This window comes from Rhizobium sophoriradicis, from assembly GCF_025200795.1.
In the GTDB taxonomy this organism is placed as follows: domain Bacteria; phylum Pseudomonadota; class Alphaproteobacteria; order Rhizobiales; family Rhizobiaceae; genus Rhizobium; species Rhizobium sophoriradicis.
Genome location: NZ_CP104156.1, coordinates 163,631 through 184,971 on the forward strand (window position 1 = coordinate 163,631; position 21,341 = coordinate 184,971).

Genomic DNA, 21,341 nt, shown 5'->3' on the forward strand with positions numbered 1-21,341 from the left:
CCGACCGAGCTACGATCAGCCGGCACGCTCGACCGTCCTCAAGGCTTGCAGCAACAGCACTCTCCAGAAAAGCCGACTGCCTCGGCCCAAGATCTGTCTTGCAGATGATCCCCTGAACGCGACGATGTTCCGATCTGCGCAACGCAGTTCAAGACCACTACAGGGGTTAATCTTATAGTAATTATGCCGAGGTCATCTCACACATAGCGGTCAATGTCGCAATGTTCTGGACCGCGTCGCTAATGGAAGCCGGTGTAATTTATAGTCGTCTATGAGGAACATATGTCGAGACTGCCGCTATCTCTACTTTTAATGATTTTGGCAATTATCCCGTTGACGGCGTTCGTAATCATCGGAGTATCAACATCACTGGGATATTACCGAGAATACTCTACCTTCCGCAGCGCACAAACAACGCAGCGACTTGGGCGGGAAGGCGGATTCCTCGCCCAAGCTATAGCGGCGGAAGCGTTTGCAGGCGCCGACGTGCGTCGGGCAAAGCAAGCTGCATCGGACAGGGCTTTTACAGCGGTCTTTTCCGCTTACGACTCTTGGAAAAAGGCATTCGACGATCCGGCCATAGAACGGGCGGTACAGATCATTCGTGAAAGGCGGGACAATATCGATAGCTTCCGCCGGCGCGTCGATGACGGAACGGCTAGCGAGGCGGAGGGAGCTGTTGCTTTGCGCCCAGCTGCCCTTGCGGGCTTGGAGCTCGTCCGTCGCACTGGGGCGACTGTCAATGATTTGGATTTAGCACGCCAAATTACCGGTTTTCACGCGCTCATGCAGATCACGGAAGCTAGTTTGCTGGAGATCAGGCCCGGCCGAGCCTACGTCAAAAATTCAGCCATGTCCGTCGATCTATTTTCGTCCCTCTTACAGTCAAAAAATCTAAAGCAGCTTTATGTGCCTGCGATGCAGGAATTTCTCCCCGCCGATCTCGTCAAATCTTATGACGACTTCGAGGCCAGCGCCGCAGGCAAGTTCATCGCGGGCGTTCGCGATCAGATGTATGCAAACCAGCCGGGCGTTTCCTTCCCCCCCGAGACGTTGGATCGATGGAATGAAATCACCCAACAGCGGGCTGCTTTGTTGACCGCACTCATTATGCGCACCGGCGACGAGTTGGACGAGATGGCATTTCAGCGTTACGCCGATCTTCGCAATGCCTTTATCGGCTACTCCGGCGCCACGCTTCTGATCATGTCTACGGTACTCATTTTGTGCATTTCGGTCGTTCGGAGAATTTCAAGCTCCATTCGGACTCTGACAAGCCGAATGAAGGCACTCGCAGAAGGCGATACGTCGGCGCCGGTGCCCTTGACGATCCGACGCGACGAGATCGGGGACATGGCGCGTTGCCTTGAGTTTTTCCGCGGCGCGGCCATACAGAAAAGTAACCTGGAGACATCCGCGGAAGCTGAGCGCATTCGTTCTGACCAAGAGAAGCTGGATATTCAGGTAAGGGCGGAAAAAGAAGCAGAAGAGCGCCTCATCCGAGCGACGACGGCATTGGCAACCGGGTTGAAGCGGATGGCGGATGGAGACTTGATTTATGAAATTGAGGAGCCGTTAGCGCCACAGTTTGAAAGTTTGCGCAGGGATTTCAACGCTTCCATTCGTCAGCTCCGGGACGTGCTTGTTACCGTCGGCCATTCAGTCGAAACGGTCACGAATGGCAGCTCGGGCGTCTCGGCCGCATCTGAAAATCTTTCAAGACGCACGGAGCAGCAGGCGGCTTCGCTCGAGGAAACTGCAGCGGCGTTGGAGGAGATAACCGTCAACGTTGCATCGACCACGAAGAGGACGGCTGAGGCGCGCGGAGCCGTCCAACAGATGCGAGATCATGCGGAAATGTCCGGTCGGGTTGTACGCGATGCTATCGGCGCCATGAATCGCATTGAAAACTCCTCCAAGCAGATTTCCCAGATCATCAGCGTCATCGACGCGATCGCCTTCCAAACGAACCTCCTGGCGCTGAACGCCGGCGTCGAAGCAGCGCGTGCTGGCGACGCGGGAAAAGGCTTTGCGGTTGTTGCCCAGGAGGTCAGGGAGCTTGCACAGCGCTCAGCGACAGCGGCAAAAGAAATCAAGGATCTCATCGGCAATTCAGCTCTTGCCGTCGACGAAGGCGTAAGGCTCGTGAGTGAAACCGGATCGGGCCTGAGAACGATTGAAGAGCTTGTGCAGGATGTAAATCTTCATATGGACGCAATCGCAACGGCCTCCCAGGAACAATCGTCGGGCCTGCGCGAGATCAACGGCGCGGTTAACCATATGGACCATGCCACTCAAGAAAATGCGAGCATGGTCGCGGAGATGAATACTGCAGGATCGCACCTCGCTCAAGAGAGCCAAAGCCTAGCCGCACTGTTGAAACATTTCCACTTCAAAGACGAGAGCGGGAAGCCACAGAAGGTCACGGGCGAACTTGGGAAGAGCTTCCCGCCCGGTCAGACAATGGTTGACCGCGGAGACTATCCGATGCGCCGTGGTAACCTGGTGCTCGCGCCTTCGAATGATGATTGGCAAGCGTTCTAAATGATATGGGCGGCGTCGCCGACCACATGCAAATACACGTCTCTGATGATTCTGAATGAGAGCGATATCCCGGTGGGGTAGCGGCATGGTACTCCGCCAAATGACTTGTGCGGTCCTAACAAAATGCTGGCTTGACGCATGATTGCTCAGCCACGTGACAAAGCAGGACAGGCACATGAAACACGTACGTCAATCGGAACGCACATCCCGCCCCGAACAGCCTGTGGAAGTGCAGATGGCGACTGATGCTCAAATCGACCAGGGGCGTGGAGCCTTCCGCAACGCGGTCAATGCCAGCCCTCCGCTTGCCACGGGCACGGCCCCGCCATTTTCGGAAGCCTCCGTTGTCCGGCCATCGCACGGTCACGACGCAGATGTCGCAAGTCTGAAGCAACCGTTTGAGAAGGCTTTCCGGGCGAATCCCCGGCATCCTGCGACAAACGTCGACTTGCCATTCAACGCCGAAGAGATGTCCAGTGCCGTCGTACTCGACGCGATCCCGTTACCCGTCTTCTTCAAAAACAGAGATGGGATACACCTTGGTTGCAACAGGGCCTTCGAAAGCTTCTCCGGCCGCTCAAAGGGAGATATTATCGGAAAAACCGTTTTCGATTTGGTGCCCGCACCCATAGCCGAGACGTATGCCGCGTTGGACGAGGCGCTTTTTGCAAATGGCGGTGTTCAGCAATATGAAGCAAAGGCCACCACCGAGAATGGTGGTGTCGTTGATCTTTTACTCAGCAAGACCGCAATCACTGATATCGCTGGTAACAGGATCGGCTTGGTTGGCGCGATGTTGGACATCACAGAGCGAAAACGTGCGGAGCATGATCTCAAAGAGGCTCTTGAATTCGCAGAGGGAATTATTGCCGCCATTCCTGACGTTCTGTTCGAGGTAAATGCCGACGGTCGCTACCTGCAGGTCTGGGCAAGGAATCAGGAGATCCTGGCGCAGCGAAAAGAAGTGCTGCTCGGCAAGCTTGTCCGCGATGTGCTCCCTCCAGATCAGGCCGACATCGCTATGCTGGCTCTTGAAGAAGCCGATGAAACCGGCGCCTCCTACGGTCGTTGTGTCCGTATAGCCCTACCAAACGGCGAATCCCGTTGGTTTGAACTGTCGGTCGCAAGGCGACCAAGCAGCAATCACTCAACCGTCACTTTTCTGGTGTTATCTCGCGATATTACCGAACGAAAGCACGCCGAGGGCACGACTATTGAAGCTCGGGCTCGCCTCCTAAGTGTCCTGCAGACCATTCCGGATATGGTATGGCTGAAAGACGTAACAGGCAAATATCTGTTGTGCAATCATGCCTTCGAAGAATTGGTCGGCAAGGCAGAAGCGGAAATCGTCGGGAAAACGGATTATGACCTGTTTACTCCCGAACTCGCCCAGTTTTTTCGTGACAAGGATGAGGAGGCCATGCAAGCCGGCCGTATTCTCATCAATGAGGAACGGTTTACCGCTCACGAGGACGGTCGATCAACGCTTTTGGAGACTCGTAAGGTTCCGGTATTCACGGGGGGAAAGCTGATGGGGATCCTCGGCGTCGCCCGCGATATCACCGAACTGGACACGTCCCGTAAGAAAATCCATCAGATGGCATTCTACGATTCTCTGACCGGCCTGCCTAACCGGACACTTTTCAATGAACGGCTACGCGAGATGATCGGGGACGCGGCTTCGGCGGGCCAGCGAGCCGGGGTGATGCTGATCGACATGGACCATTTCAAAGCGATCAATGACACTATGGGACATCCCGTCGGTGACGAGTTGCTGCGGCAGGTGGCGACACGCATGAAAAAAGGCGTCCGTGCCAGCGACACCGTGGCGAGACTCGGTGGAGATGAATTTGCAGTCTTGCTGCCCAATGTTCAGGACAATGACGATTTGGCTCAAATTGCCAGCAGAATGCTTGCCGCATTCGGCGAACGCTTCATGCTTTCCGACAGGGAGATCTTTGTATCCTGCAGCATCGGGATATCGGTATTTCCAAATGACGGCGACGCTCCCGACGATTTGGTGAAATATGCGGATTCTGCGATGTATTTGGCGAAGCGCTCGGGGCGTAGCAACTTCCGCTTCTACTCAAAGGATCTCACGATTGGGGCTGAAAAGCGCCTAGCGCTAGAATCAGACCTACGCCTAGCTTTGAAACATGAGCAACTTGAACTCCATTATCAGCCAAAGGTCCTATTGGACAACGGAAAGGTGATCGGTTCAGAAGCACTGCTACGATGGCATCATCCGAAGATGGGAATGATCCCTCCGGGAGAATTCATAGGTGTCGCCGAGGAAACGGGATTGATCATCGATCTTGGACGATGGGTGCTGCATGAGGCGTGTTGCACGGCTGCCGTCATGAATGCAGATGGACTGCCCCCGCACAAGATTGCGATAAATTTGTCTCCTAAGCAGTTTCAATGCCCGCGTTTGTCGCAAACGGTGGCGGACGTATTGCAGGAAACCGGTTGTCGTGCGGAGTGGATCGAGGTTGAAATAACTGAGAGTCTCCTGCTCCATAACTGCGAGGGCGTTTCGACGACACTCTCTCAATTGCATGCGAGCGGAATTTCCATAGCGATCGATGATTTCGGCACCGGCTACTCATCTCTGAGCTATTTGGCTAACTTTCCCATTGATACCCTCAAAATTGACCGGTCATTCATCAATCGATCCGACAAGCGAAGTAGAGAACTGGTCAAGGCAATTCTCTCAATTGCGCGCTGCCTAGGGCAAAATGTAGTCGCTGAGGGCGTGGAGACGGTCGATCAAGAAAAATTCTTGGCTGAAAGCGGCTGCGCTGTGGCACAGGGGTTCTACTATAGCAAGCCCATCCCGAAGTCCGAACTTCTCGCTGCAAACGCAGTGCCCGAGTTCTCTCGCGCTGATTCCCATCTTACGCCGATGCCCGCAGAGGAAGGGGTGGCACTCATGCGCTTGCCTCCCGCATCTGTTGGGACCCGAACCGCGTGAAGCCTACGGCTAACAGCGCGCAGGAACCACGCCACCTGCGGCGCTGTTTATACCGCACTCATCCAACGGAAGCCCAAACTACTCTGGGCGATTGGATAAAACGCGGACCAATAGGAATTACTTAAAACTTCAGGTGCTTTGATGTTCCGAAATATGCAGGCCCTGTACCGAATTGCGCGACGAAACATACGTTGACGTGTTTTCGCTTTCGATTGCCATTGCAAAGACTTGCCCAGTACAATCTACTATTCTGAGTCAATATCGTCAAAAGCATAACCGTGCAAAAGCTCATCCCATTTCCCCATCCGAATAGAAATTCTGCGGATTTGAAAAGTTCAACTGCGAATTCGAATGGCTCCGGACATTTCGACATCATCCAATCGCTGAAATCGGAACTTCACGATTTGGCTAGTGCCGTAAATCAGTTGGAGGCGCTATGTGAGTCATACCGATCCCAAGCTGATACGTGCTCGCAACCTGACTGAACGACTGAGCGTCCGCGCTTGTCATCGTATTCCCTATGACCCTCTCTGGGCGTGGCGGCCAGTGGTTCGTTGAATCTTGCCAAACGTTCCCGGATCCCACCACTTCCCGAACACGGGAGCTTCAATTCGATCAACTCGAAACTTTCGGCCATTTGAACGGGTGGCGGAAAAAAAACGCCAGTGATTGCGCCGTGATTTCGTAATGGTTCTGCCTATTTGCTGAAGGCGGTCGGCCGATTGGAATGCTCCATCAGACCTCAACTTACCGGCAGCAAGGACTGCAGGTTCGATAGCTTCTTTTCGTGGATGAGGATATACGGATCCTCGAACTCTACCCGCATCTTGTCCTGGTTGGCGACGAAGTAGGGGCTGAGGTACGGGTCGAATTGCATGCGCGCGAAGACTACGAGTTTGGTCTCGGCGGTCTTGGCTTCCTCGACGAAATGGCACTCTCGTTGCTAACCTTCTCCATTGCGTCGACGAGGAACGGCCGCGCAAGGTCGATGCCACGCTTCGGGTCCATCGATTCATCCCGGACGCTCCCGCCTTGCGTAATAGACTGGATTTTTCATTTCTGCCTGGGTTTCAAACCTGTCTCGCCGTGGTGTTGCTGCATCCCGTCCTGCCCCGGCTTTTGGTCCTGCCAGGCTCGCGCTGCCCGCAACGGCTTTGCCGTCCTTCACTTCGTTGCGGCCCTGCGGGTGCTGGCCGCACTTGCAGCCTGGCTTTTGGACCGCCGTAGCAGGTCGCGATGGCCGCGACCTCGAACGGAGGTTCAGAGATGAACAGGCAGCAATCCAATCAACGATCCGATATCTACCGCCGCATCACCACCAAGATCATCGCCGATCTCAAACAGGGCGTCCGTCCATGGACCAAGCCATGGACGACGGGAGGCTGGACAGCCGAGGTCAGCCGGCCACTGCGCCACAATGGCCAACCCTACACCGGCATCAATGCTCTGCTCCTCTGGTCTGAAGCCATCGCCCGCGGCTTTGCATCACCAAGGTGGATGACGTTTCGCCAGGCAATCGAGCTCGGCGGCGCCGTCCGCAGGGGCGAAACCGGCACGACCGTCGTCTTCGCCAGCTCTTTCATCCGCGCCGAGACGACGGAGACAGGCGCCGAAATCGAACGCGACATCCCCTTCCTCAAAACCTACACCGTGTTCAACACCGACCAGATCACCGGCCTTGATGGCCTTGCCCATTCCATCGCGCCTGACCAGGATTGGATGAGCCGCATCGGTGCTGCCGGCCGCTTCTTTGCCAATACCGGCGCCCTGATCCGCCATGGAGGATCGGCGGCCTATTATGCTGCTGCCCGTGACTACATCCAGATGCCGTGCTTCGACGCTTTCCGGGACGATGCATCCTATGTCGCCGTTCTCAGTCACGAGATGACGCACTGGACCGCTGCACCGCGAAGGCTCGATCGGGATCTCAGCCGCTATGCGAAAGACAGGAGCGAACGCGCCCGCGAAGAGCTCATTGCCGAACTCGGCAGCTGCTTTCTCTGCGCCGATCTTGGTATCGTCCCCGAGCTCGAACCACGCCCCGACCATGCAAGCTATCTCGATGACTGGCTCAAGGTTCTCGGCAGCGACAAGCGTGCCATCTTTTCAGCGGCAGCTCATGCCCAGCGCGCGGTCGACTATCTGCATGACTTGCAGCCGGACCTCAACGAGGAGGAGGCGGCGTGAGCCGTCTCCTTCTTCGCCACCCGGACGCCGCCCACTGCCGCGACCCGACGGCCGGAAGCTCCTATCCCGCGAACCGGCGTCTAAAATCGTCAGGCATTGACCTCGCGCAGCTAGTGGGGCGTGTTCACCGGCATATTGAAGTGACGCGCGAAGTATTCCGACGGCGTCGTCATGCGGCCCGTGGTGAGAACCAGCGCATCCCCTCGACCGTCGATGCTGAAAATCACGCGACTGTGCAGGCTTACAACCTCCTCCGGCAGATCCTCCCTTAGCATCGCGATGGCGGAAGCCATCGTCCGCCGAGGGCGAACGAGAACGATGTCCCGCGCGAACGAGTCGTCGTGCGTAGCATCGAGAGAAGCGTTGATGACAGCGGGTCGTCGGATGATCTATTTGGAACTAGCAAAAAATATTGCTTTGATAAATTTGCGCTGACAGCTTTGGCCGCGGCCTCAACACGAGCGGGTGCCTGCAGCCGCTGGCGCGCATTGGAAAGATGGAGGCGGACGGTTTGAATGGATAAGTTTCAGTCTCCTATGGATAGCACCGTCACTATCGCCGTCGGATAAAAGCTGCAAACAACGTCTTTCCTGTTTCGTCAGATCCTGCCTGGGATTAGCGATCTCTCCGTCCAAACGCGTTGGACCCGTTCATGAAATCTGTTTTCGCTTGGCGCGTAATGCCGGATAGACACTGGAGAGCCAACCATCGGCGCCCTCACCGGTAGGTCATGTTCCAGCCGAGTTCGCCGGTGCGCAACGCGCTCCATATGCTGAGCGGCGACGGAGATAGGGAACGCACGGGCGGGGGCAGTCGGTCCCGCCTCCCTGACGGCCGCTATGCTGAGGCTCCTGCGGCTGCCCTTGTTCCGCCCTTAGCGTGTCGAGAATTCCCGAAATCCGCCTGACGGCGCCGCTATGCTGATTTCTCCGATACTCTTCATTGTTTGAGTGGAACCCGCCTGCGGGCGGGTTGCCCCCGGATCGCTGCCGGCAACCATACGATCGGGACTGCCAGATGATTCGCATCTCACTCCATTAAAGCCGAAAATCAGTCAGTTTAACCCCGCCTCCTGGCTGGTGCGGAAAGAGCTCAGCTTGCTCAGGAGGTCCTCAGAGATCTCGAATTGCCGCGCCGTCCCGCGGCCCATGGAGTTCTTCCCCATCGTCTCCACCAGCATTCCCCGCTTTACCAAAAGGTCGACCGTCTCCTTCACACCGCTGCGTGTTAGCTCGGTAATCTCAATGATATTAGAGAGTGTTAGCTTCTGGTGGGCCTGAGTCATGGTGTAGAGGATCGTCATCATGCCGATCTGCTTCAGCCTCGCCTGCGGGGTCTCGTCCTCCAGCGGATGGTCGAGGATCTCATGGAGAATAAGTCCCGAGAAGGCAAGGTTGTGCCATTGCGTTTTAATCGCGCTTGTCATGTCATTTAACTATGTTATATACGGCAGTATGAATGCGGGCAGGCGGATTGGGTCTCCCGAAACGCGATACGGCGCCATCGTCTCGAAGGATCCTGTTCATGAAAAGCCTTCTCCTGAATTCACTGCTTACGGTCTGCTTCGTTGCGCCACCCTATCTTATTTTCGGCAGTAAAGCGCGGGCCGAGGATTGGGGATGCCAGGTTATCCTATGCCTTTCCAATCCCGGCGGGCCGACGCAATATGCAGAATGCCGGCCGCCGATCCAGAAGCTGTGGCGGGAGCTTGCCGAGGGCCACTCATTCCCGACCTGAAGCGGCGTCGGTTTTCAGAGTTCGCGGCCGGTCTATGAACCCTATTATTGCGATGCGGGGTACAAGCTCACGACTGATAGCGGTCGCGGCGGTCGGCAAGCAAGCTGCGTGTCGACATCGCCGCAGCCGGTCAGCAACAGCCTCTGCTGGGATGGGAACGACTATGCTTCCCGGGACAATTCGGTCCTGTCGCCACATTGGCAGCGCGTGGACGGGCACCGCCAGTGCATGGGCTATCCGATAACGCGCCCGAATGTGCGATCGCAGCCGCACTATGTCGATGTCACCATCGACGGCGCCGGTAAACAGCGCGTTTGGTACTGACCGATGGGTGCTGCATTCGTCGAAATCGCGCAAACCTGTGCGCCGATGGTTCAGGTCGAGACGCTGGCCGGCATTGTCAGCCTTGAGAGCCGGTTTCAGCCCTTCGCCATCCGCATCAACAGCGCCCCGCCACTCGCCGCTCAACCCGCATCGAAGGCCGAAGCGATCGAGGTTGCCACGTCTCTGATTGCCGATCGCCAGGATATTCAGATCGGCCTTGGCGGTATTGGCATCGAGGCGCTCCAAAAACTGAAGCTATCCGTCGTCGACGCCTTCGATCCCTGCATGAACCTCAAGGCCACGGCTACGCTTCTCGACGGATACTACCGCGCCGCATTACGCGCGGGGGATCCGGCTCAGGCCGAAAGGGTGATGCTCCAGTCCTATTATGGCCGCGATGATCGATCCCTCGGCGCCATGGTCAAATATGACGAGCAGGTACGCCAGGAAGCAAAGCAGTTATTGCCGACGCTTGCCTCGCTCACGATTGGCGAACGCGCTGACCAGGCCGGGTCTGGCGTGCCGACGCAAGATGAGGCGCCGCCGGCGCTTGCGAAACAATCCTCCCAAACCGCTGAGGCCGCATCCTGGGATGTTTTCAGCTCAGGGCGGCGATCCACGGTTCTCGTTTTCCAGAATGATTGATCGGAGCAAAGTGAATGATCTCCAAAGCCAGTCTTCGCCCCCTTGCCGCATCCACGCTCATGGCGGCCGCCATTGTCATCTGCTTGGTCGAGCCAGCTTTCGCCCAGGCCGCCGGCATCGAAACCGTGCTGCAGAACATCGTCGACATGCTGACAGGCAATATCGCCCGTCTGCTGGCGGTCATCGCCGTCATCATCATCTGCATCGCCTGGATTCTTGGCAGAAACGGCTGCTACAGATTCCATCTTCAAAACGTCGACAGGCCCGGTGATGACTCGGAGGCAATTTCCTACTTGCGAGACCTTTTGCCTCTTGGCGAATTCCAGTCGGCGGCAGAGGCGATCAAAGCGGCAAATCTTTGCCTCTGGAAGCGGTATTCTGAGAGCCAGGTGGACTTTCTTCAGCTTGATGATAGCGACGTTGCCGATCTGGTCGCGGACCACCTTTCCGATGGCCGGTCCTGGCTGCGAGCCTCGTTGATCGAGGACCGAGCATTCGCGATGCGCCTCATCCATTTCATCGATCAACTCGCTGACACGGCTTGGCGAGGCTGGCTGAAAAACTCGACGCATTTTTTCTGGGGCTGCATTGAAGGGCGGCTTTTTCCACTTTGGCTGGATGGCAGGGTCCTCCGGTCGAAGGAGACAGATGATGTCTGTGTTGAATTCTCGCCGCCAAGTCTTGTGGAGGCCCTGAGAACTGGCCGGATCGTTCCGAACCTTCTGCTGATGTTCATCGTAACGTCGATCCTGCCTGGCGTGCGTGTCCTGGGTGGAAGTCGGCATACGATCTATTATCCGTTGATGCGCTGGGCATTCTGCGAGGCGTTGAGGAACAACCATCGTGACACACAGCTTCTCAACGCACTGTCAAAGGACGAACGGCCGGGGGTTTGGGGCCATCGCATCATCTCCTCGCCGTGCGAGCCATTTTCGCTGTTGAATGCTTTTAGCCGTGGGGGAATTGAAACGCTTCTCGGGCAGTTCGGCAAGATGAGCATTATCGACGCTTGCGGGCCCCTTTCCAGCTTCACCCAGGCCCCCCTATGGGCGGAGCTTGCGGTAGCCTATTCCTCCGGGAGAGTGGGCAGACAATCCTCGCAATGGGCGTTCCGCTGATCGCACCTCCTTTGGTTTTCTGACCACTTTACCGCCCGAAGCGTGACCTCTCGCTTTTGAGACAAGTGTCCGCGCGTAAAGCGAAGCTATTGAATCTTGTAAAGAATTCGGTTGCGCGGCGGGCGGATTTCAACTAACTTTGGCAGCGAGGCAGTACGCGCTGCCTTGGGGATTAGAACCCCCTGTTAGCGGTTGGTGTCGGCCGATTCGGCACCACACTCCTTGACCTTCGGTCGAGGAGCCTGTGGCGTATGTCCAGGTTCCTCGGAACTAAAGGCCACAGGGCCGTCTAGCACGGTGTTCTAACTCCCCGATCAGTGGGTTGAGCGAGTTATTCCGCGGGGGCGCACCGCGTGAAACTCTCCATCGGGGTGTCCACCATGAAGCGCTATGCAGCAGCACAGGTCCGGACTTCGAGGCCTGCGCAAGCCGAACAGTCGAATGTAGCGCGCGAGTTGGTGCATCCAGTTGATCGGCATGTCGGACAGCAAATCCGTATCCGCCGAATGCAGTCGAATGTATCCCTAGGGGATCTCGGCGCCGGCATCGGGGTCAGTTTGCAGCAGGTACAAAAATATGAAAGCGGTAAGAACCGCGTCAGCGCTTCGATGCTCTACGAGCTTGCCAATTGCCTCAAGATCCCTGTTTCGAGGTTTTTCGAAGGTCTTCCAGATCCCGAAACCACTCAGGGCCAGCAAATCATAACAGAGATCGATGAGAAGATTGCCTACATTTCCACGGCGGAGGGACGGCGTCTGATAGACGACGTTTTGCTCCTTTCTCCGCGTGTGCGCAGCCGGGTCGTTGCCCTCGTCAGCTCGATTGTCGATGAAGAGATGGAAGAACACAAGGACGTTTCCCCATGAAAAGACCAACAAGAGCGCGGCCGCAAATTGGTCAGCGGTTCGTAAAGTTCTCGTCGCGCACTGCAGGTTTATTCCGCATCTAAAAAACGATCTGGCCGACGTTCTTCTCTCGGTCAAGCACAGTGCCAAAACCGGTACTGCGGTGGGCAAGATCGTCAAGGATATCTGCCGCCGTTCTGCCATCGGCAAGCACAGGGAAGGGGAGGCGATCGCGTGCAGGATTGGATAATGCCTCGGTTCCCCCGATCACAATCGGGCGCAAGCGGATATTCTCCAGCCGTCCGCTAGATTCAAAATTGCAGGTCGCGATGACGCTTCTCCACACCTCCGGCGGGCTCCATTCCTGTTCGTCCTTTTCCGTATGGAAGAGGAAGTTGCCAAGGCCGTAGAAAATTGGCGTATTCCGATATATCTCGACCGCTTGAAGGACCGGAGCGCCATGGCTGACAAAGAGGCCTGCGCCCGCGTTCACGCAATCGTGCGCAAATTCTCGCACCCAGGCGGGGACTTGCTGCCAGTTCGGCTCCCAATGGTGATGATGCAAATACACGATGACGAGTGTGTCGCGGCCCGCTTCTTCCGCGATCGCCGAAAGGTGAGCCCAGGCGCTGTGCCGGTCCACGACGATGCGGCGAGCCGTCTCATCTGATCTGCGAAACACGGTTCCATAGAAATCAATTTCGTCTTGGCCATGAAGATCAGGCGGATTCTCCGGCTGGGCATAGTTCGCGCGCTCCAAGGGCGAACTTAGAAGACGCTCTTGAATGGAGCGAAGCAGGTTGAATGTTCCCGTTTCCAGGTCGAATACCCTGGAGACCTTCAGCCTATTGATGCCGGGCCTTGCTATCCTGCCCTCAGTTGCGTCCTCAGCGTACATGAAAGACGGGCCTGGCCCAGCGTCCATGGCAATCAGCGCAACATTTCGGGATCCGAACGTCATTTTCTGTGCCGTGGAAGCGTGATGCTTGTTGTGGCCGATGCCGGCATGCAGGAAATTGTGTGCCGCAACCTCCTCCAGCGTCGAGAGGATCCCCGGCGGTCCAAGATCGAAAGCATGGTTGTTCGCCAGAGCCAGGCTATTGAAACCGAGCTCCTTCAACGCGGCCAAGACATCCGGCGCTGCAGCGCCGAAATAGCTGCCTTTGAGCGGCCATCCACCATGACGACCATAGATAGTCGTCTCGAGATTGGTGAAGGCAACATCGCTTGCTTTGAGGATCTCGGCGATCTCAGCGAGCCGTGGATCGCCGATCGCTCGAAGATCATGACGGATGAGCGACTGGCCGGTGACAGCAATGGAAAAGGGTGCGGACATATGGTTTACCTTCGATCTTTGGGACTGCCGACTGCTCACGCGCTATGGCTTCGGGGGAAATGCGTGTCGTAGAGCCAGTGTCTAGTTCGATGTCTGCGGCGAAACATCGATCTTGAACCATTGCTCGCTCAGCCGCTTCAGGGTTCCGTCGCTCGTGGCGGCCTCGATGGCGCTATCGAATGCCGCAACCAGTTCGCCGTCGTCTTGCCGAAGCCCGACGCCGACACCCGGGCCCCACAGGCCACCGGAGAGCCGCGGGCCGTAGAGCGTTGCAATCCCGCCATCCGTGCTGTCGAGGAAGGCTTTCCAGGTGAAATAGTCGGCAAGGCCGCCATCGATGCGCTCAGCTACGAGATCGAGATGCATGTTGTCCTGGGAATCGTAGCTCCTGATCGTCGCGACCTTTCCGAACAGTTCATTGAGCACCGCTTCCGAATTCGATGATCGCAATACGCCTAGAGTTCTGCCGTTGAGAGCGGCTCGAAGCTCCTCAATCTTTGCCTGCTTTTCAGGGTCGATAGTTGTGAGGTCGAGCTCGGCCGACGTATCCGTGGGCGGAAGATCGAGATCTTTGCGTATGACGAGTTGGTTGAAACCTCCGGCGTAGGGCTTGGAAAAAGCGATCGATTTCTTCCGCTTCTCAGTTATCGCCATCCCCGACATGATGGCATCGAACTTTCCAACGGTGAGCGCCGGTATGATTCCGTCCCAGTCCTGAGGCACGAAAGTGCACTCGAACTTCATCCTCCGGCAAAGATCGCGGCCGACGTCGATGTCAAAGCCGGCGAGCTCCCCTTGGGGGGTGATGGCATTCCAGGGCGGCGAAGCACCTTCAGAGGCGATTGTCAGTGTCTTCCTGTCCATTGCTCCCGCGTTGTTGGCGCAGACGACAAGAGACAGGGCAAGCAGAAGTGTTCGTTTCACGACGATGTTCCTTTCATTGCTGAGTTTGATTGTTGGCGTCCGGGATGTGGGCTGGCGTCAAGTTTCAGCCGAGGCGAGAGGCGGCTTTCCGTTCGCTCTTCGAGGTACAGGTTGCGTCGGCGGTGGACGGTTTGCCGTCGGCGTCCAACGCGTCTCCAGCATCTGGAAACCTTGCGTGATCAAGAGGGTAAGCAGCAGATAGAAAGCCCCCGCGGCAATGAAGACCTCGTATGGGGCGAATGTCTCCGACACCAGCTGTCGGGCGAGCCCGGTCACCTCAAGCAGCGTGATGGTGCTTGCAAGGGAGCTTGCCTTCAGCATTCCAACCACCTCATTTGCATAGGCGGGAAGAGCGATCCTGAGGGTCAAAGGGAACACGATAAGACGGGCAGTGTGGAAACGGGAAAGGCCCAAGGCTTTGGCCGCTTCAATCTGCCCACGCGGGACCGCCTGGATCCCGCCGCGCAGAACTTCTGTCGTATGGGCGGCGCTGTTCAGGGTGAAAGCAATGAAGGCGCACCAGAACGGCTCTCGCATCACGGCCCATAGAAAGCTTTGGCGGACGAGGGGAAGCTGGCCAATCCCATAGTAAATCAGGAAAAGCTGAACCAGAAGTGGCGTGCCGCGGAACGCATAGGTATATGCCAGCACGGGCGCGGAAGCCCACGGATTTGATGATGCCCGTAGGAAGGCGAGCGGGACCGAGACGGCGAAGCCTGCGGCAAGCGATGCGAATGTCAGAACCAGAGTGAGAAGAAGGCCGCGGGGAAGGGTGAGAAACGCTTCAAGCGCGATGGTCATGCTCATTGCCTCAACCTTTCATCGCCGGGAGCGAATAGCGGCGCTCCAATAACCGGAACGAAAGAAGGGACAGGCTTGTGAGGGCGAGGTAGATTGCAGACGCTGCGAGATAGAAGGGGAGTGGAGCGCGCAGTGAGCCTGCGCCTATATAGGCGACGCGCATGACATCCGTCAGCCCGACGACGGAAATCAGCGATGTATCCTTTATCAAGGAGATGCAGAGGTTACAGAATGCCGGCAGAGCGATCGGGATCATCTGGGGAATGATGATCAGAAACCAAATCTGCGAGTTCGAAAGCCCGAGCGCTGCTGCAGCCTCTCGTTGGCCTGGTGCAACCGCGTTGATCGCACCACGGAATATTTCCGCGGCGTACCCACTGAACACGACGGTCAGTGCCGCGACACCGGCCGCAAATGCATTAATCTCGATGTAGCCACCGGCAATCGCGCTCAAAAGGGCGGTTCCGCCGAAATACGTTAGGAGGATGATCAGAAGTTCCGGAACACCCCGGATGATGCCCGTGTAGGCCCGCATGCACGATGAAACCGACTTGCGGGTCGAGTTGCGGAGAACGGCAATAAGCAAACCTAATAGGGTCCCGAAAGCGCAGCTCAAGGCAAACACTAAAAGTGTGTTCTTCAATCCAGATAAAAATTGATCTACAAATGCGTACAATGCAAGTCTCCAATATCTTGCGAGCGCACCGAAATCGGAAAGGTATTATCCCGACATATACTAAGAGCTTGCCGAGATTTAACCGAGGGTAGATTGGATTTATTAGCTTAACCAGCGCTCTAAGTTTGGCGTACGTCAAAAATATACTTTGACTTGCCGCCGTCAATTTATAAGATTCAGGAAGTTTTAATAAGCGCAACTTATGAGGCGCGTCGCTCGACCACGATTGAGATTCCCGGCCATGGAAATCACCGACTCCGGAGTGAAGATCCGCCACCTTCAAATATTGCGGGAGGTTATGCGCGCCGGCTCGGAAAGGCTCGCAGCGCAGATGTTGCGAATAACCCAGCCGGCGGTCAGCCAAAACATCAAGCAGCTAGAGGAGACTGTCGGCTTCGCGCTCTTCCGCCGGGAAAACAACAGGTTGATCCCCACCGTCAAGGCATGGGAATTTCTACGCACAATCGACGCGGCGTTTGCCGGACTTGATCGGATCGGACCGTCAATCGACTTCCTGCGGAACAACGATACGCGAATGATCGGCATCGCGGCGCCAAGCACTTTTTCCTTCGCGACCTTGCCGAAAGTGGTCAAAAGGATTCGGGAGAGAAGCCGCTCTTACGCCGTTCAGGTGAAAACAGGCACGTATGAGCAGATTGCAGATCATGTGTTAAACGGCCGCTCGGATCTTGGCATCTCCCGATTGCCTATTGATGAGCGCATTCTTGATTGGGTGCCGGTCGGCTCGGCCACCAACGTATGTCTTTTTCCGGTCAACCACCGATTTGCGGCACAGCAGCTTGTCACTGCCGAAGATCTTGCCGGTGAGGCGATCATTGATATCGACCCGCAATTTGCCTCTCACCAAATGAGCGTCAATGCCCTTCGATATATGGGAACCGCTCCTGACATCGCCGTGGAATATGACGCCAATGGCCACGACATTGGCTATGTTATGGCAGGGATCGGCGTTTCGATTACGAACGAGATCATCGCGAGAGAATATGCTGACTTCGGCGTCGCGTTCCGCCGATTTCATCCAGGGGCAATATATCACTACGTCGTCGTTTGGCAAAAAGATCGAAAGCTGAGTGATAGCCTAAGATTTGCATTGGAAGAGATAGTCGCGGCTTTGACAGATCGGGCTGCTTGACGATCGCATCGAGGTATGACCCTCGCACCGTAAAACAGATGTTGCGAGTTCATGCTGAACCGCGAGTTGTGCGCGTAAGCTTAGAGCGGGATGATTTTAGGTAGACCCGTGAGAAGGATTCCCTATGACGCAAATCAGATTCATCCTTCTGGCCGGTCAGGAGGCTGAGCTGGATGGCGAGACCTGTTTCGAATAACCGCGAGAAGTTGTAGAAGCGGTGATACAGGAGGGGTGTGGTGCCGGGCGGCGTCCAAGCGCTTCCGCATTGGCATCAGCATCGCGATCGATTGGGTGCGGCGCGTGACGCGACGGACAGCGCAGCCCGGCAGGATGAGTAGCCACAAGCCGCGAACGGCGGTGGCTTACCTAAGCCACCGAGCAGATAGTTGCGCCATATCGTAGAAGAACATCGCGACAATCGGAACTGCGTCGGTTGGCAGAAGCGGACCGGTTGTTTGTGCGATCATTGGTGCCATGTTCTCTTTAAGTGATTCTGCAGTTATCTTAAAATGGCGGATGACACTTCAATTGGACGCAATATCGACTAGAGCAAATCCTGTTCAATCCGGCTCATATCCAGCAGCCCTGAAGTAGTTTGCGCATTCTGTCGGCGTGAAGCGGAGCATCAATGCGCCTAGGACGTCCCATAGAGCATCGATCTTTCGTTCCGCGCCCTCCGTGGTTGACTGCGGCCCCTAAACCGGGACCGCGTGCCGGTGGCGACGGAAGCTATGAGATCACATGCTCAATGCGCTCGAGGTGGTGCTGAGGCACGATCTGAAGGGGTTCCTCGGCCGCTGCGATTTCCTCGACCGTAAGTCCGGTGGCGATGGCCAGGTCCTCAAGGCTGTAGCCCTTCGCAATCCTGGCTTCGCGGCGACGAGCGGCTGCGGAGGTGTTGTCGGCGGTAGCAAATTGATCCATTCCAAACTCCAAATCACGTTGATGTAGCGGCTGAGGGGGATCTGTCCCCGATGGGTTGGCTCCTTCGTGGTGCCGACTCGGTCAGAGGTTAGCCGCAACCTGCCGAGCCGCTTGGTTTCTCTTCGCAGACGACGCTCTTGCGTGGCTTCCGCCGCGATCTTGTTCTGCGTTCGGATGCCGAGCGCTCCTGCATTAGCGCTGTTGTTCTAGTCCTGCTTTCTATGACAATCAATCCATGGGTTTGCTCATAGGCACACGACGAGCCGTACCAACTGCCTGGGAAGAATTGTCCGCTACTGATTAACTGCGGTCGCAGATATGCCTTGCGCGATCTCATCGTCGAAGTGAACCATCTCGCCCGAGGCCATGTGCAGCGCGTCCGCGACATCGCCGAAGCGCGCCTCACCATAACGGAGGCCGGAACTTATTGAATCGGCGCCCGTTCGTAAGGACCGACATTAGGAGGATCTCACCATGGCAACCACATCCAAAGCCCGCAGCCAGGATCGTGCTCGCGTCGCAGGTGGTCAGGATCACGAGGTGAAGTACGAAGCCCGGAAGGAAGGCATTTCCAAGGAAGCGGTGAAGAAGACCGTGAAGAACGTAGGCAACAGTCGCAAGAAGGTCGAAGCCGAACTCGACCGGCACTAATCCGGGTTGGAGAGTTCAACCGTGAGGGTCCGCAGCCATAAAGTCAGCGGCGGAAACAGCCGCTGAAAGTCTGGCTCCGACGGATCATAACGCAGCGGCGGAAGGCGCCTGACTGCAGGAGTTGACGACCCCGCAGGAAGCGTTTCGGAGCAAGGCTATCGAAGCTGCGGGATACAGCGCCGTCGAGCAAAGCCAAAAGTATTGGGACGCCGGAGCGTTTCTTGCAAGGGGCGGAGCCGCATCGCATGAGGAAGGGGCTGGCGAGCGAACCCAACGAGCTCCAAAGTCGCGATACGCGACGGCGTCGGCTGACTTTACCTGCAGAACAGAATTCAGAGGCCCACAGACCGTGGGGCACCGCGTGCGGACGCCGGTCCCGACCGGTCCGTTCAATCGACTTCTAGAAGCTGCCATCCCGTTTTTGGGACCGGCCAGCATCGTCGATCTTCTCGTGCTCACTGCGCTGAATAGGAAGCGCGGTCGGTATTAGCCATTCTCCCGTAACGCCAAAGGCGAGCGGCGGAGCGCCGATCAATCGCCCGAGTCGGGTCTCCAGTGTTTGAAACGATGCTCAGGGAAGCGGTCGACCTGAACCTCGCTTAAATCCTGCGGAGTATTCCATTGCCGACATGCCAGTCGATCAGATCCCGAAACAGGCTTAGCGAGTGCCACGTGCATCGTCGTCCCGATGTGGACTGTAGACTAGCTTCCTGCATAGGGCGATGCGATCCTGAGTTGCGTTCATGTGTCCTCTCCTTGGCGACGGAGAGACCCTAAGCTATGCCGACTAGGCGGCTGCTATGGTGCCGGAAACGTTGGCAAAGTCGGTTAATCGGCATAGTTTGCTGGTCAGTATAAACGTGCTTTTGCCGCGCGCGGCAAAATGCAGTTTGAAGCAGCGTCGCGATCGTCGCCCAAGTCCTGCCGCCGCCTTCCGAGCCGGGTTCATAATGCCGGATTTCCGACGTTTGAAGCAAGGGTCACCTATCCCTTCCATCCACTGGTTGACCAAACCGTCTTGGTAACCGGCAGCCATGAGCACGAAGGCGTTCACTATCTGCTCATTCTGGCACACGGTGGTTCATTTCAAATTCCGGCATGGATGTTTGATCCTGCGGCAAGTTCGATCGAGATCGTAGCTGCGCCGCGCCTTTCGGCAACCAAACTCGTTGAACTGCGCGCCAAGCTTTGTTGCCTGACTATTCCGTTGCGGTCGCTGCGGTCGCCGATTGCACATTCAATACTCCGGGAAAGGCGGCAATACGCAGCGATATGTTTGTCGCGGCACGTTCGGCGCCATGGCGGTCGGCAACTGTATCGGGTTCGGCGGCATGCGGGTCGATCGGGCCGTGGCGCAGGAGGTGCTCGAGCGATTGCAACCTCTGGGAATCGAGGCGGCCTTGCGGGCAATGGAGGCGCACACGCAGCGTCATAGCGACAATCAACAGCAACTCGAGAACTTAATCAAGCAAGCACAATACGAGGCTGCCAGGGCGCCCCGCCAGTATGATGCTGTCGATCCGGGCAATCGGTTGGTCGCCGGCGAACTGGAGCGGCGCTGGAATGAGAAGCTGATCCTATTGCGTGATCTCGAGGTCCAGTTCGAGATGCTCTCGACCGACCGTAACACGCCTGCTTTATCGGCCGACGACCGTACAAGATTGATGATGCTCGGTAGCGATCTATAGTAAGGCATGGGACAGGTCCCGACGCGTCTATCGAGACACGCGAAAAGATCATTCGGCTGCTGATCAAAGAAATCATTGTCGATACCGTTGACGACACATTGGCGCTCGTCATTCATTGGCAGGGTGGCGATCACACCCGGATGACGGGGAAGAAAAACAAGATCGGCCAGACCCGCTGGGCAGTTAAGGCTGATGTTGTCGATCTCGTTCGCAACTTGGCGAGGCAGTTGCCCGATTTGTCGATCGCAGCGATCTTGAATCGATCCGGCAAGCGGACAGGGCATGGCGCCAGCTGGACGCGAAGCCACGTCTGCAGTCTTCGCAACATCCACGGCATCTCCGTCTATCGAGAAGGTGAACGGGCCGAACGCGGTGAGAGAACCCTCGACGAGGCCGCCGACATTCTAAAGGTGAGTCGAGCTACCGCCTACCGGATGGTCAGCAGCGGTGTCCTTCCCGCTCGCCAGTTATGCACCGGAGCGCCGTGGATCATCCAGCTTTCCGACCTTCAACACGAAACCGTGCGCCGCGAAGCCGATGCCAGGCGATCCCGGCGTCCGATATCTCAGGATCCGGTTCAAAATCCTCTTTTATAGACATCATCAGATGAGGAGTATGTCGCGCCCTCGTCACCTTCAGCAAACAGGCTATTTTTTCTTAACGCCTGGGGCTTGATTGCCCGCTCAACATGTGGAGTCCACTTCGACGCGGCCGTCTTTCAGGAAGCGCTCGAAGATATCGCGGCGCGATATGGAATAGCGGAGAGCTCCGCGAGTTTTGATTTTCCGGGTAACGCCCCTTAGCCACGAACAGG

The 21,341-nt window shown here is 56.7% G+C and carries 16 protein-coding genes and 7 pseudogenes; 13 read left to right on the forward strand and 10 right to left on the reverse strand.

Annotated elements, in window-relative coordinates; translation table 11 throughout:
- Nucleotides 1-282 precede the first annotated feature (282 nt).
- Together N2597_RS31600 and N2597_RS31605 are read left to right on the forward strand one after the other, a co-directional pair.
- A complete protein-coding gene (locus N2597_RS31600; protein ID WP_008534399.1) occupies nucleotides 283-2,544 on the forward strand; it encodes a methyl-accepting chemotaxis protein in 2,262 nt (753 codons plus the stop codon).
- A 175-nt stretch (nucleotides 2,545-2,719) separates the two neighbouring features.
- Nucleotides 2,720-5,518, forward strand: a complete 2,799-nt coding sequence (locus tag N2597_RS31605) for a sensor domain-containing protein (RefSeq protein ID WP_012489479.1) — start codon at nucleotides 2,720-2,722, stop codon at nucleotides 5,516-5,518.
- A 748-nt stretch (nucleotides 5,519-6,266) separates the two neighbouring features.
- On the opposite strand, the pseudogene groEL reads toward N2597_RS31605, so the two are convergent.
- A pseudogene (groEL, locus tag N2597_RS31610) lies at nucleotides 6,267-6,490 on the reverse strand (chaperonin GroEL); the annotation flags it as partial.
- Nucleotides 6,491-6,784: 294 nt separating this feature from the next.
- Here groEL and N2597_RS31615 point away from each other — a divergent pair.
- The gene (locus N2597_RS31615) at nucleotides 6,785-7,705 is read left to right on the forward strand and encodes an ArdC family protein (RefSeq protein ID WP_029875459.1); all 921 of its coding nucleotides are present in this window, start codon (nucleotides 6,785-6,787) and stop codon (nucleotides 7,703-7,705) included.
- A 110-nt stretch (nucleotides 7,706-7,815) separates the two neighbouring features.
- On the opposite strand, the gene N2597_RS31620 is transcribed toward N2597_RS31615, so the two are convergent.
- Together N2597_RS31620 and N2597_RS31625 are read right to left on the reverse strand one after the other, a co-directional pair.
- The gene (locus N2597_RS31620) at nucleotides 7,816-7,998 is read right to left on the reverse strand and encodes a hypothetical protein (protein ID WP_009993909.1); all 183 of its coding nucleotides are present in this window, start codon (nucleotides 7,996-7,998) and stop codon (nucleotides 7,816-7,818) included.
- Between the two features lie 761 nt (nucleotides 7,999-8,759).
- Entirely contained in the window at nucleotides 8,760-9,131 is a 372-nt protein-coding gene (locus tag N2597_RS31625; protein WP_012489483.1) for a hypothetical protein, read from the reverse strand.
- A 98-nt stretch (nucleotides 9,132-9,229) separates the two neighbouring features.
- On the opposite strand from N2597_RS31625, the pseudogene N2597_RS31630 reads away from it, so the two are divergent.
- The 4 genes and pseudogenes from N2597_RS31630 to N2597_RS31645 all read left to right on the forward strand — a co-directional run bounded on the left by N2597_RS31630 (nucleotide 9,230) and on the right by N2597_RS31645 (nucleotide 12,395).
- A pseudogene (locus N2597_RS31630) lies at nucleotides 9,230-9,766 on the forward strand (hypothetical protein).
- A 3-nt stretch (nucleotides 9,767-9,769) separates the two neighbouring features.
- Entirely contained in the window at nucleotides 9,770-10,411 is a 642-nt protein-coding gene (locus N2597_RS31635; RefSeq protein WP_009991940.1) for a lysozyme family protein, read from the forward strand.
- A 14-nt stretch (nucleotides 10,412-10,425) separates the two neighbouring features.
- Nucleotides 10,426-10,632, forward strand: a pseudogene (locus tag N2597_RS31640) (TrbC/VirB2 family protein); the annotation flags it as partial.
- Nucleotides 10,633-11,909: 1,277 nt separating this feature from the next.
- On the forward strand, nucleotides 11,910-12,395 hold the full coding sequence (locus N2597_RS31645) for a helix-turn-helix domain-containing protein (RefSeq protein WP_029875812.1): 486 nt from the start codon (nucleotides 11,910-11,912) through the stop codon (nucleotides 12,393-12,395).
- A gap of 79 nt (nucleotides 12,396-12,474) precedes the next feature.
- Here the strand turns inward: N2597_RS31645 and N2597_RS31650 are convergent, their stop codons facing one another.
- The 4 genes from N2597_RS31650 to N2597_RS31665 form a co-directional block, all read right to left on the reverse strand.
- Nucleotides 12,475-13,710 carry a CapA family protein gene (locus N2597_RS31650; protein ID WP_183599850.1) on the reverse strand — a complete coding sequence of 412 codons (1,236 nt, stop codon included), beginning with the start codon at nucleotides 13,708-13,710 and terminating at the stop codon, nucleotides 12,475-12,477.
- An 81-nt stretch (nucleotides 13,711-13,791) separates the two neighbouring features.
- Nucleotides 13,792-14,634 carry a transporter substrate-binding domain-containing protein gene (locus tag N2597_RS31655; RefSeq protein WP_012489510.1) on the reverse strand — a complete coding sequence of 281 codons (843 nt, stop codon included), beginning with the start codon at nucleotides 14,632-14,634 and terminating at the stop codon, nucleotides 13,792-13,794.
- Nucleotides 14,635-14,691: 57 nt separating this feature from the next.
- Complete coding sequence (locus N2597_RS31660) at nucleotides 14,692-15,441, reverse strand: ABC transporter permease (RefSeq protein ID WP_012489511.1); 750 nt, start codon at nucleotides 15,439-15,441, stop codon at nucleotides 14,692-14,694.
- 4 nt (nucleotides 15,442-15,445) lie between these two features.
- Nucleotides 15,446-16,111, reverse strand: a complete 666-nt coding sequence (locus tag N2597_RS31665; RefSeq protein WP_029875813.1) for an ABC transporter permease subunit — start codon at nucleotides 16,109-16,111, stop codon at nucleotides 15,446-15,448.
- Nucleotides 16,112-16,352: 241 nt separating this feature from the next.
- Between N2597_RS31665 and N2597_RS31670 the strand changes: the two genes are divergently transcribed.
- Together N2597_RS31670 and N2597_RS31675 are read left to right on the forward strand one after the other, a co-directional pair.
- A complete protein-coding gene (locus N2597_RS31670) occupies nucleotides 16,353-17,264 on the forward strand; it encodes a LysR family transcriptional regulator (protein WP_029875814.1) in 912 nt (303 codons plus the stop codon).
- Nucleotides 17,265-17,437: 173 nt separating this feature from the next.
- Nucleotides 17,438-17,615: pseudogene (locus N2597_RS31675) on the forward strand (IS630 family transposase); the annotation flags it as partial.
- A 209-nt stretch (nucleotides 17,616-17,824) separates the two neighbouring features.
- Here N2597_RS31675 and N2597_RS31680 read toward each other — a convergent pair.
- Both N2597_RS31680 and N2597_RS31685 read right to left on the reverse strand, forming a co-directional pair.
- Nucleotides 17,825-17,935, reverse strand: a pseudogene (locus N2597_RS31680) (IS630 family transposase); the annotation flags it as partial.
- 58 nt (nucleotides 17,936-17,993) lie between these two features.
- The gene (locus N2597_RS31685) at nucleotides 17,994-18,188 is read right to left on the reverse strand and encodes a hypothetical protein (protein ID WP_010068053.1); all 195 of its coding nucleotides are present in this window, start codon (nucleotides 18,186-18,188) and stop codon (nucleotides 17,994-17,996) included.
- A 474-nt stretch (nucleotides 18,189-18,662) separates the two neighbouring features.
- On the opposite strand from N2597_RS31685, the gene N2597_RS31690 reads away from it, so the two are divergent.
- The 4 genes and pseudogenes from N2597_RS31690 to N2597_RS31705 all read left to right on the forward strand — a co-directional run bounded on the left by N2597_RS31690 (nucleotide 18,663) and on the right by N2597_RS31705 (nucleotide 21,123).
- Nucleotides 18,663-18,839, forward strand: a complete 177-nt coding sequence (locus tag N2597_RS31690; RefSeq protein ID WP_004668584.1) for a DUF3606 domain-containing protein — start codon at nucleotides 18,663-18,665, stop codon at nucleotides 18,837-18,839.
- A gap of 883 nt (nucleotides 18,840-19,722) precedes the next feature.
- Nucleotides 19,723-19,932 (forward strand): annotated as a pseudogene (locus tag N2597_RS31695) (DUF5372 family protein); the annotation flags it as partial.
- 136 nt (nucleotides 19,933-20,068) lie between these two features.
- Complete coding sequence (locus N2597_RS31700; RefSeq protein ID WP_032984995.1) at nucleotides 20,069-20,527, forward strand: hypothetical protein; 459 nt, start codon at nucleotides 20,069-20,071, stop codon at nucleotides 20,525-20,527.
- A gap of 98 nt (nucleotides 20,528-20,625) precedes the next feature.
- Complete coding sequence (locus N2597_RS31705) at nucleotides 20,626-21,123, forward strand: helix-turn-helix domain-containing protein (RefSeq protein ID WP_225880307.1); 498 nt, start codon at nucleotides 20,626-20,628, stop codon at nucleotides 21,121-21,123.
- Nucleotides 21,124-21,149: 26 nt separating this feature from the next.
- On the opposite strand, the pseudogene N2597_RS31710 reads toward N2597_RS31705, so the two are convergent.
- Nucleotides 21,150-21,320: pseudogene (locus tag N2597_RS31710) on the reverse strand (IS66 family transposase); the annotation flags it as partial.
- Nucleotides 21,321-21,341 lie beyond the last annotated feature (21 nt).

Coding starts and splice junctions, on each gene's coding strand:
- N2597_RS31600 (WP_008534399.1), top strand. CDS start 283: ATGTCGAGACTGCCGCTATCTCTACTTTTAATGATTTTGGCAATTATC.
- N2597_RS31605 (WP_012489479.1), top strand. CDS start 2,720: ATGAAACACGTACGTCAATCGGAACGCACATCCCGCCCCGAACAGCCT.
- N2597_RS31615 (WP_029875459.1), top strand. CDS start 6,785: ATGAACAGGCAGCAATCCAATCAACGATCCGATATCTACCGCCGCATC.
- N2597_RS31620 (WP_009993909.1), bottom strand. CDS start 7,998: ATGGCTTCCGCCATCGCGATGCTAAGGGAGGATCTGCCGGAGGAGGTT.
- N2597_RS31625 (WP_012489483.1), bottom strand. CDS start 9,131: ATGACAAGCGCGATTAAAACGCAATGGCACAACCTTGCCTTCTCGGGA.
- N2597_RS31635 (WP_009991940.1), top strand. CDS start 9,770: ATGGGTGCTGCATTCGTCGAAATCGCGCAAACCTGTGCGCCGATGGTT.
- N2597_RS31645 (WP_029875812.1), top strand. CDS start 11,910: ATGAAGCGCTATGCAGCAGCACAGGTCCGGACTTCGAGGCCTGCGCAA.
- N2597_RS31650 (WP_183599850.1), bottom strand. CDS start 13,710: ATGTCCGCACCCTTTTCCATTGCTGTCACCGGCCAGTCGCTCATCCGT.
- N2597_RS31660 (WP_012489511.1), bottom strand. CDS start 15,441: ATGAGCATGACCATCGCGCTTGAAGCGTTTCTCACCCTTCCCCGCGGC.
- N2597_RS31670 (WP_029875814.1), top strand. CDS start 16,353: ATGGAAATCACCGACTCCGGAGTGAAGATCCGCCACCTTCAAATATTG.
- N2597_RS31685 (WP_010068053.1), bottom strand. CDS start 18,188: ATGGATCAATTTGCTACCGCCGACAACACCTCCGCAGCCGCTCGTCGC.
- N2597_RS31690 (WP_004668584.1), top strand. CDS start 18,663: ATGGCAACCACATCCAAAGCCCGCAGCCAGGATCGTGCTCGCGTCGCA.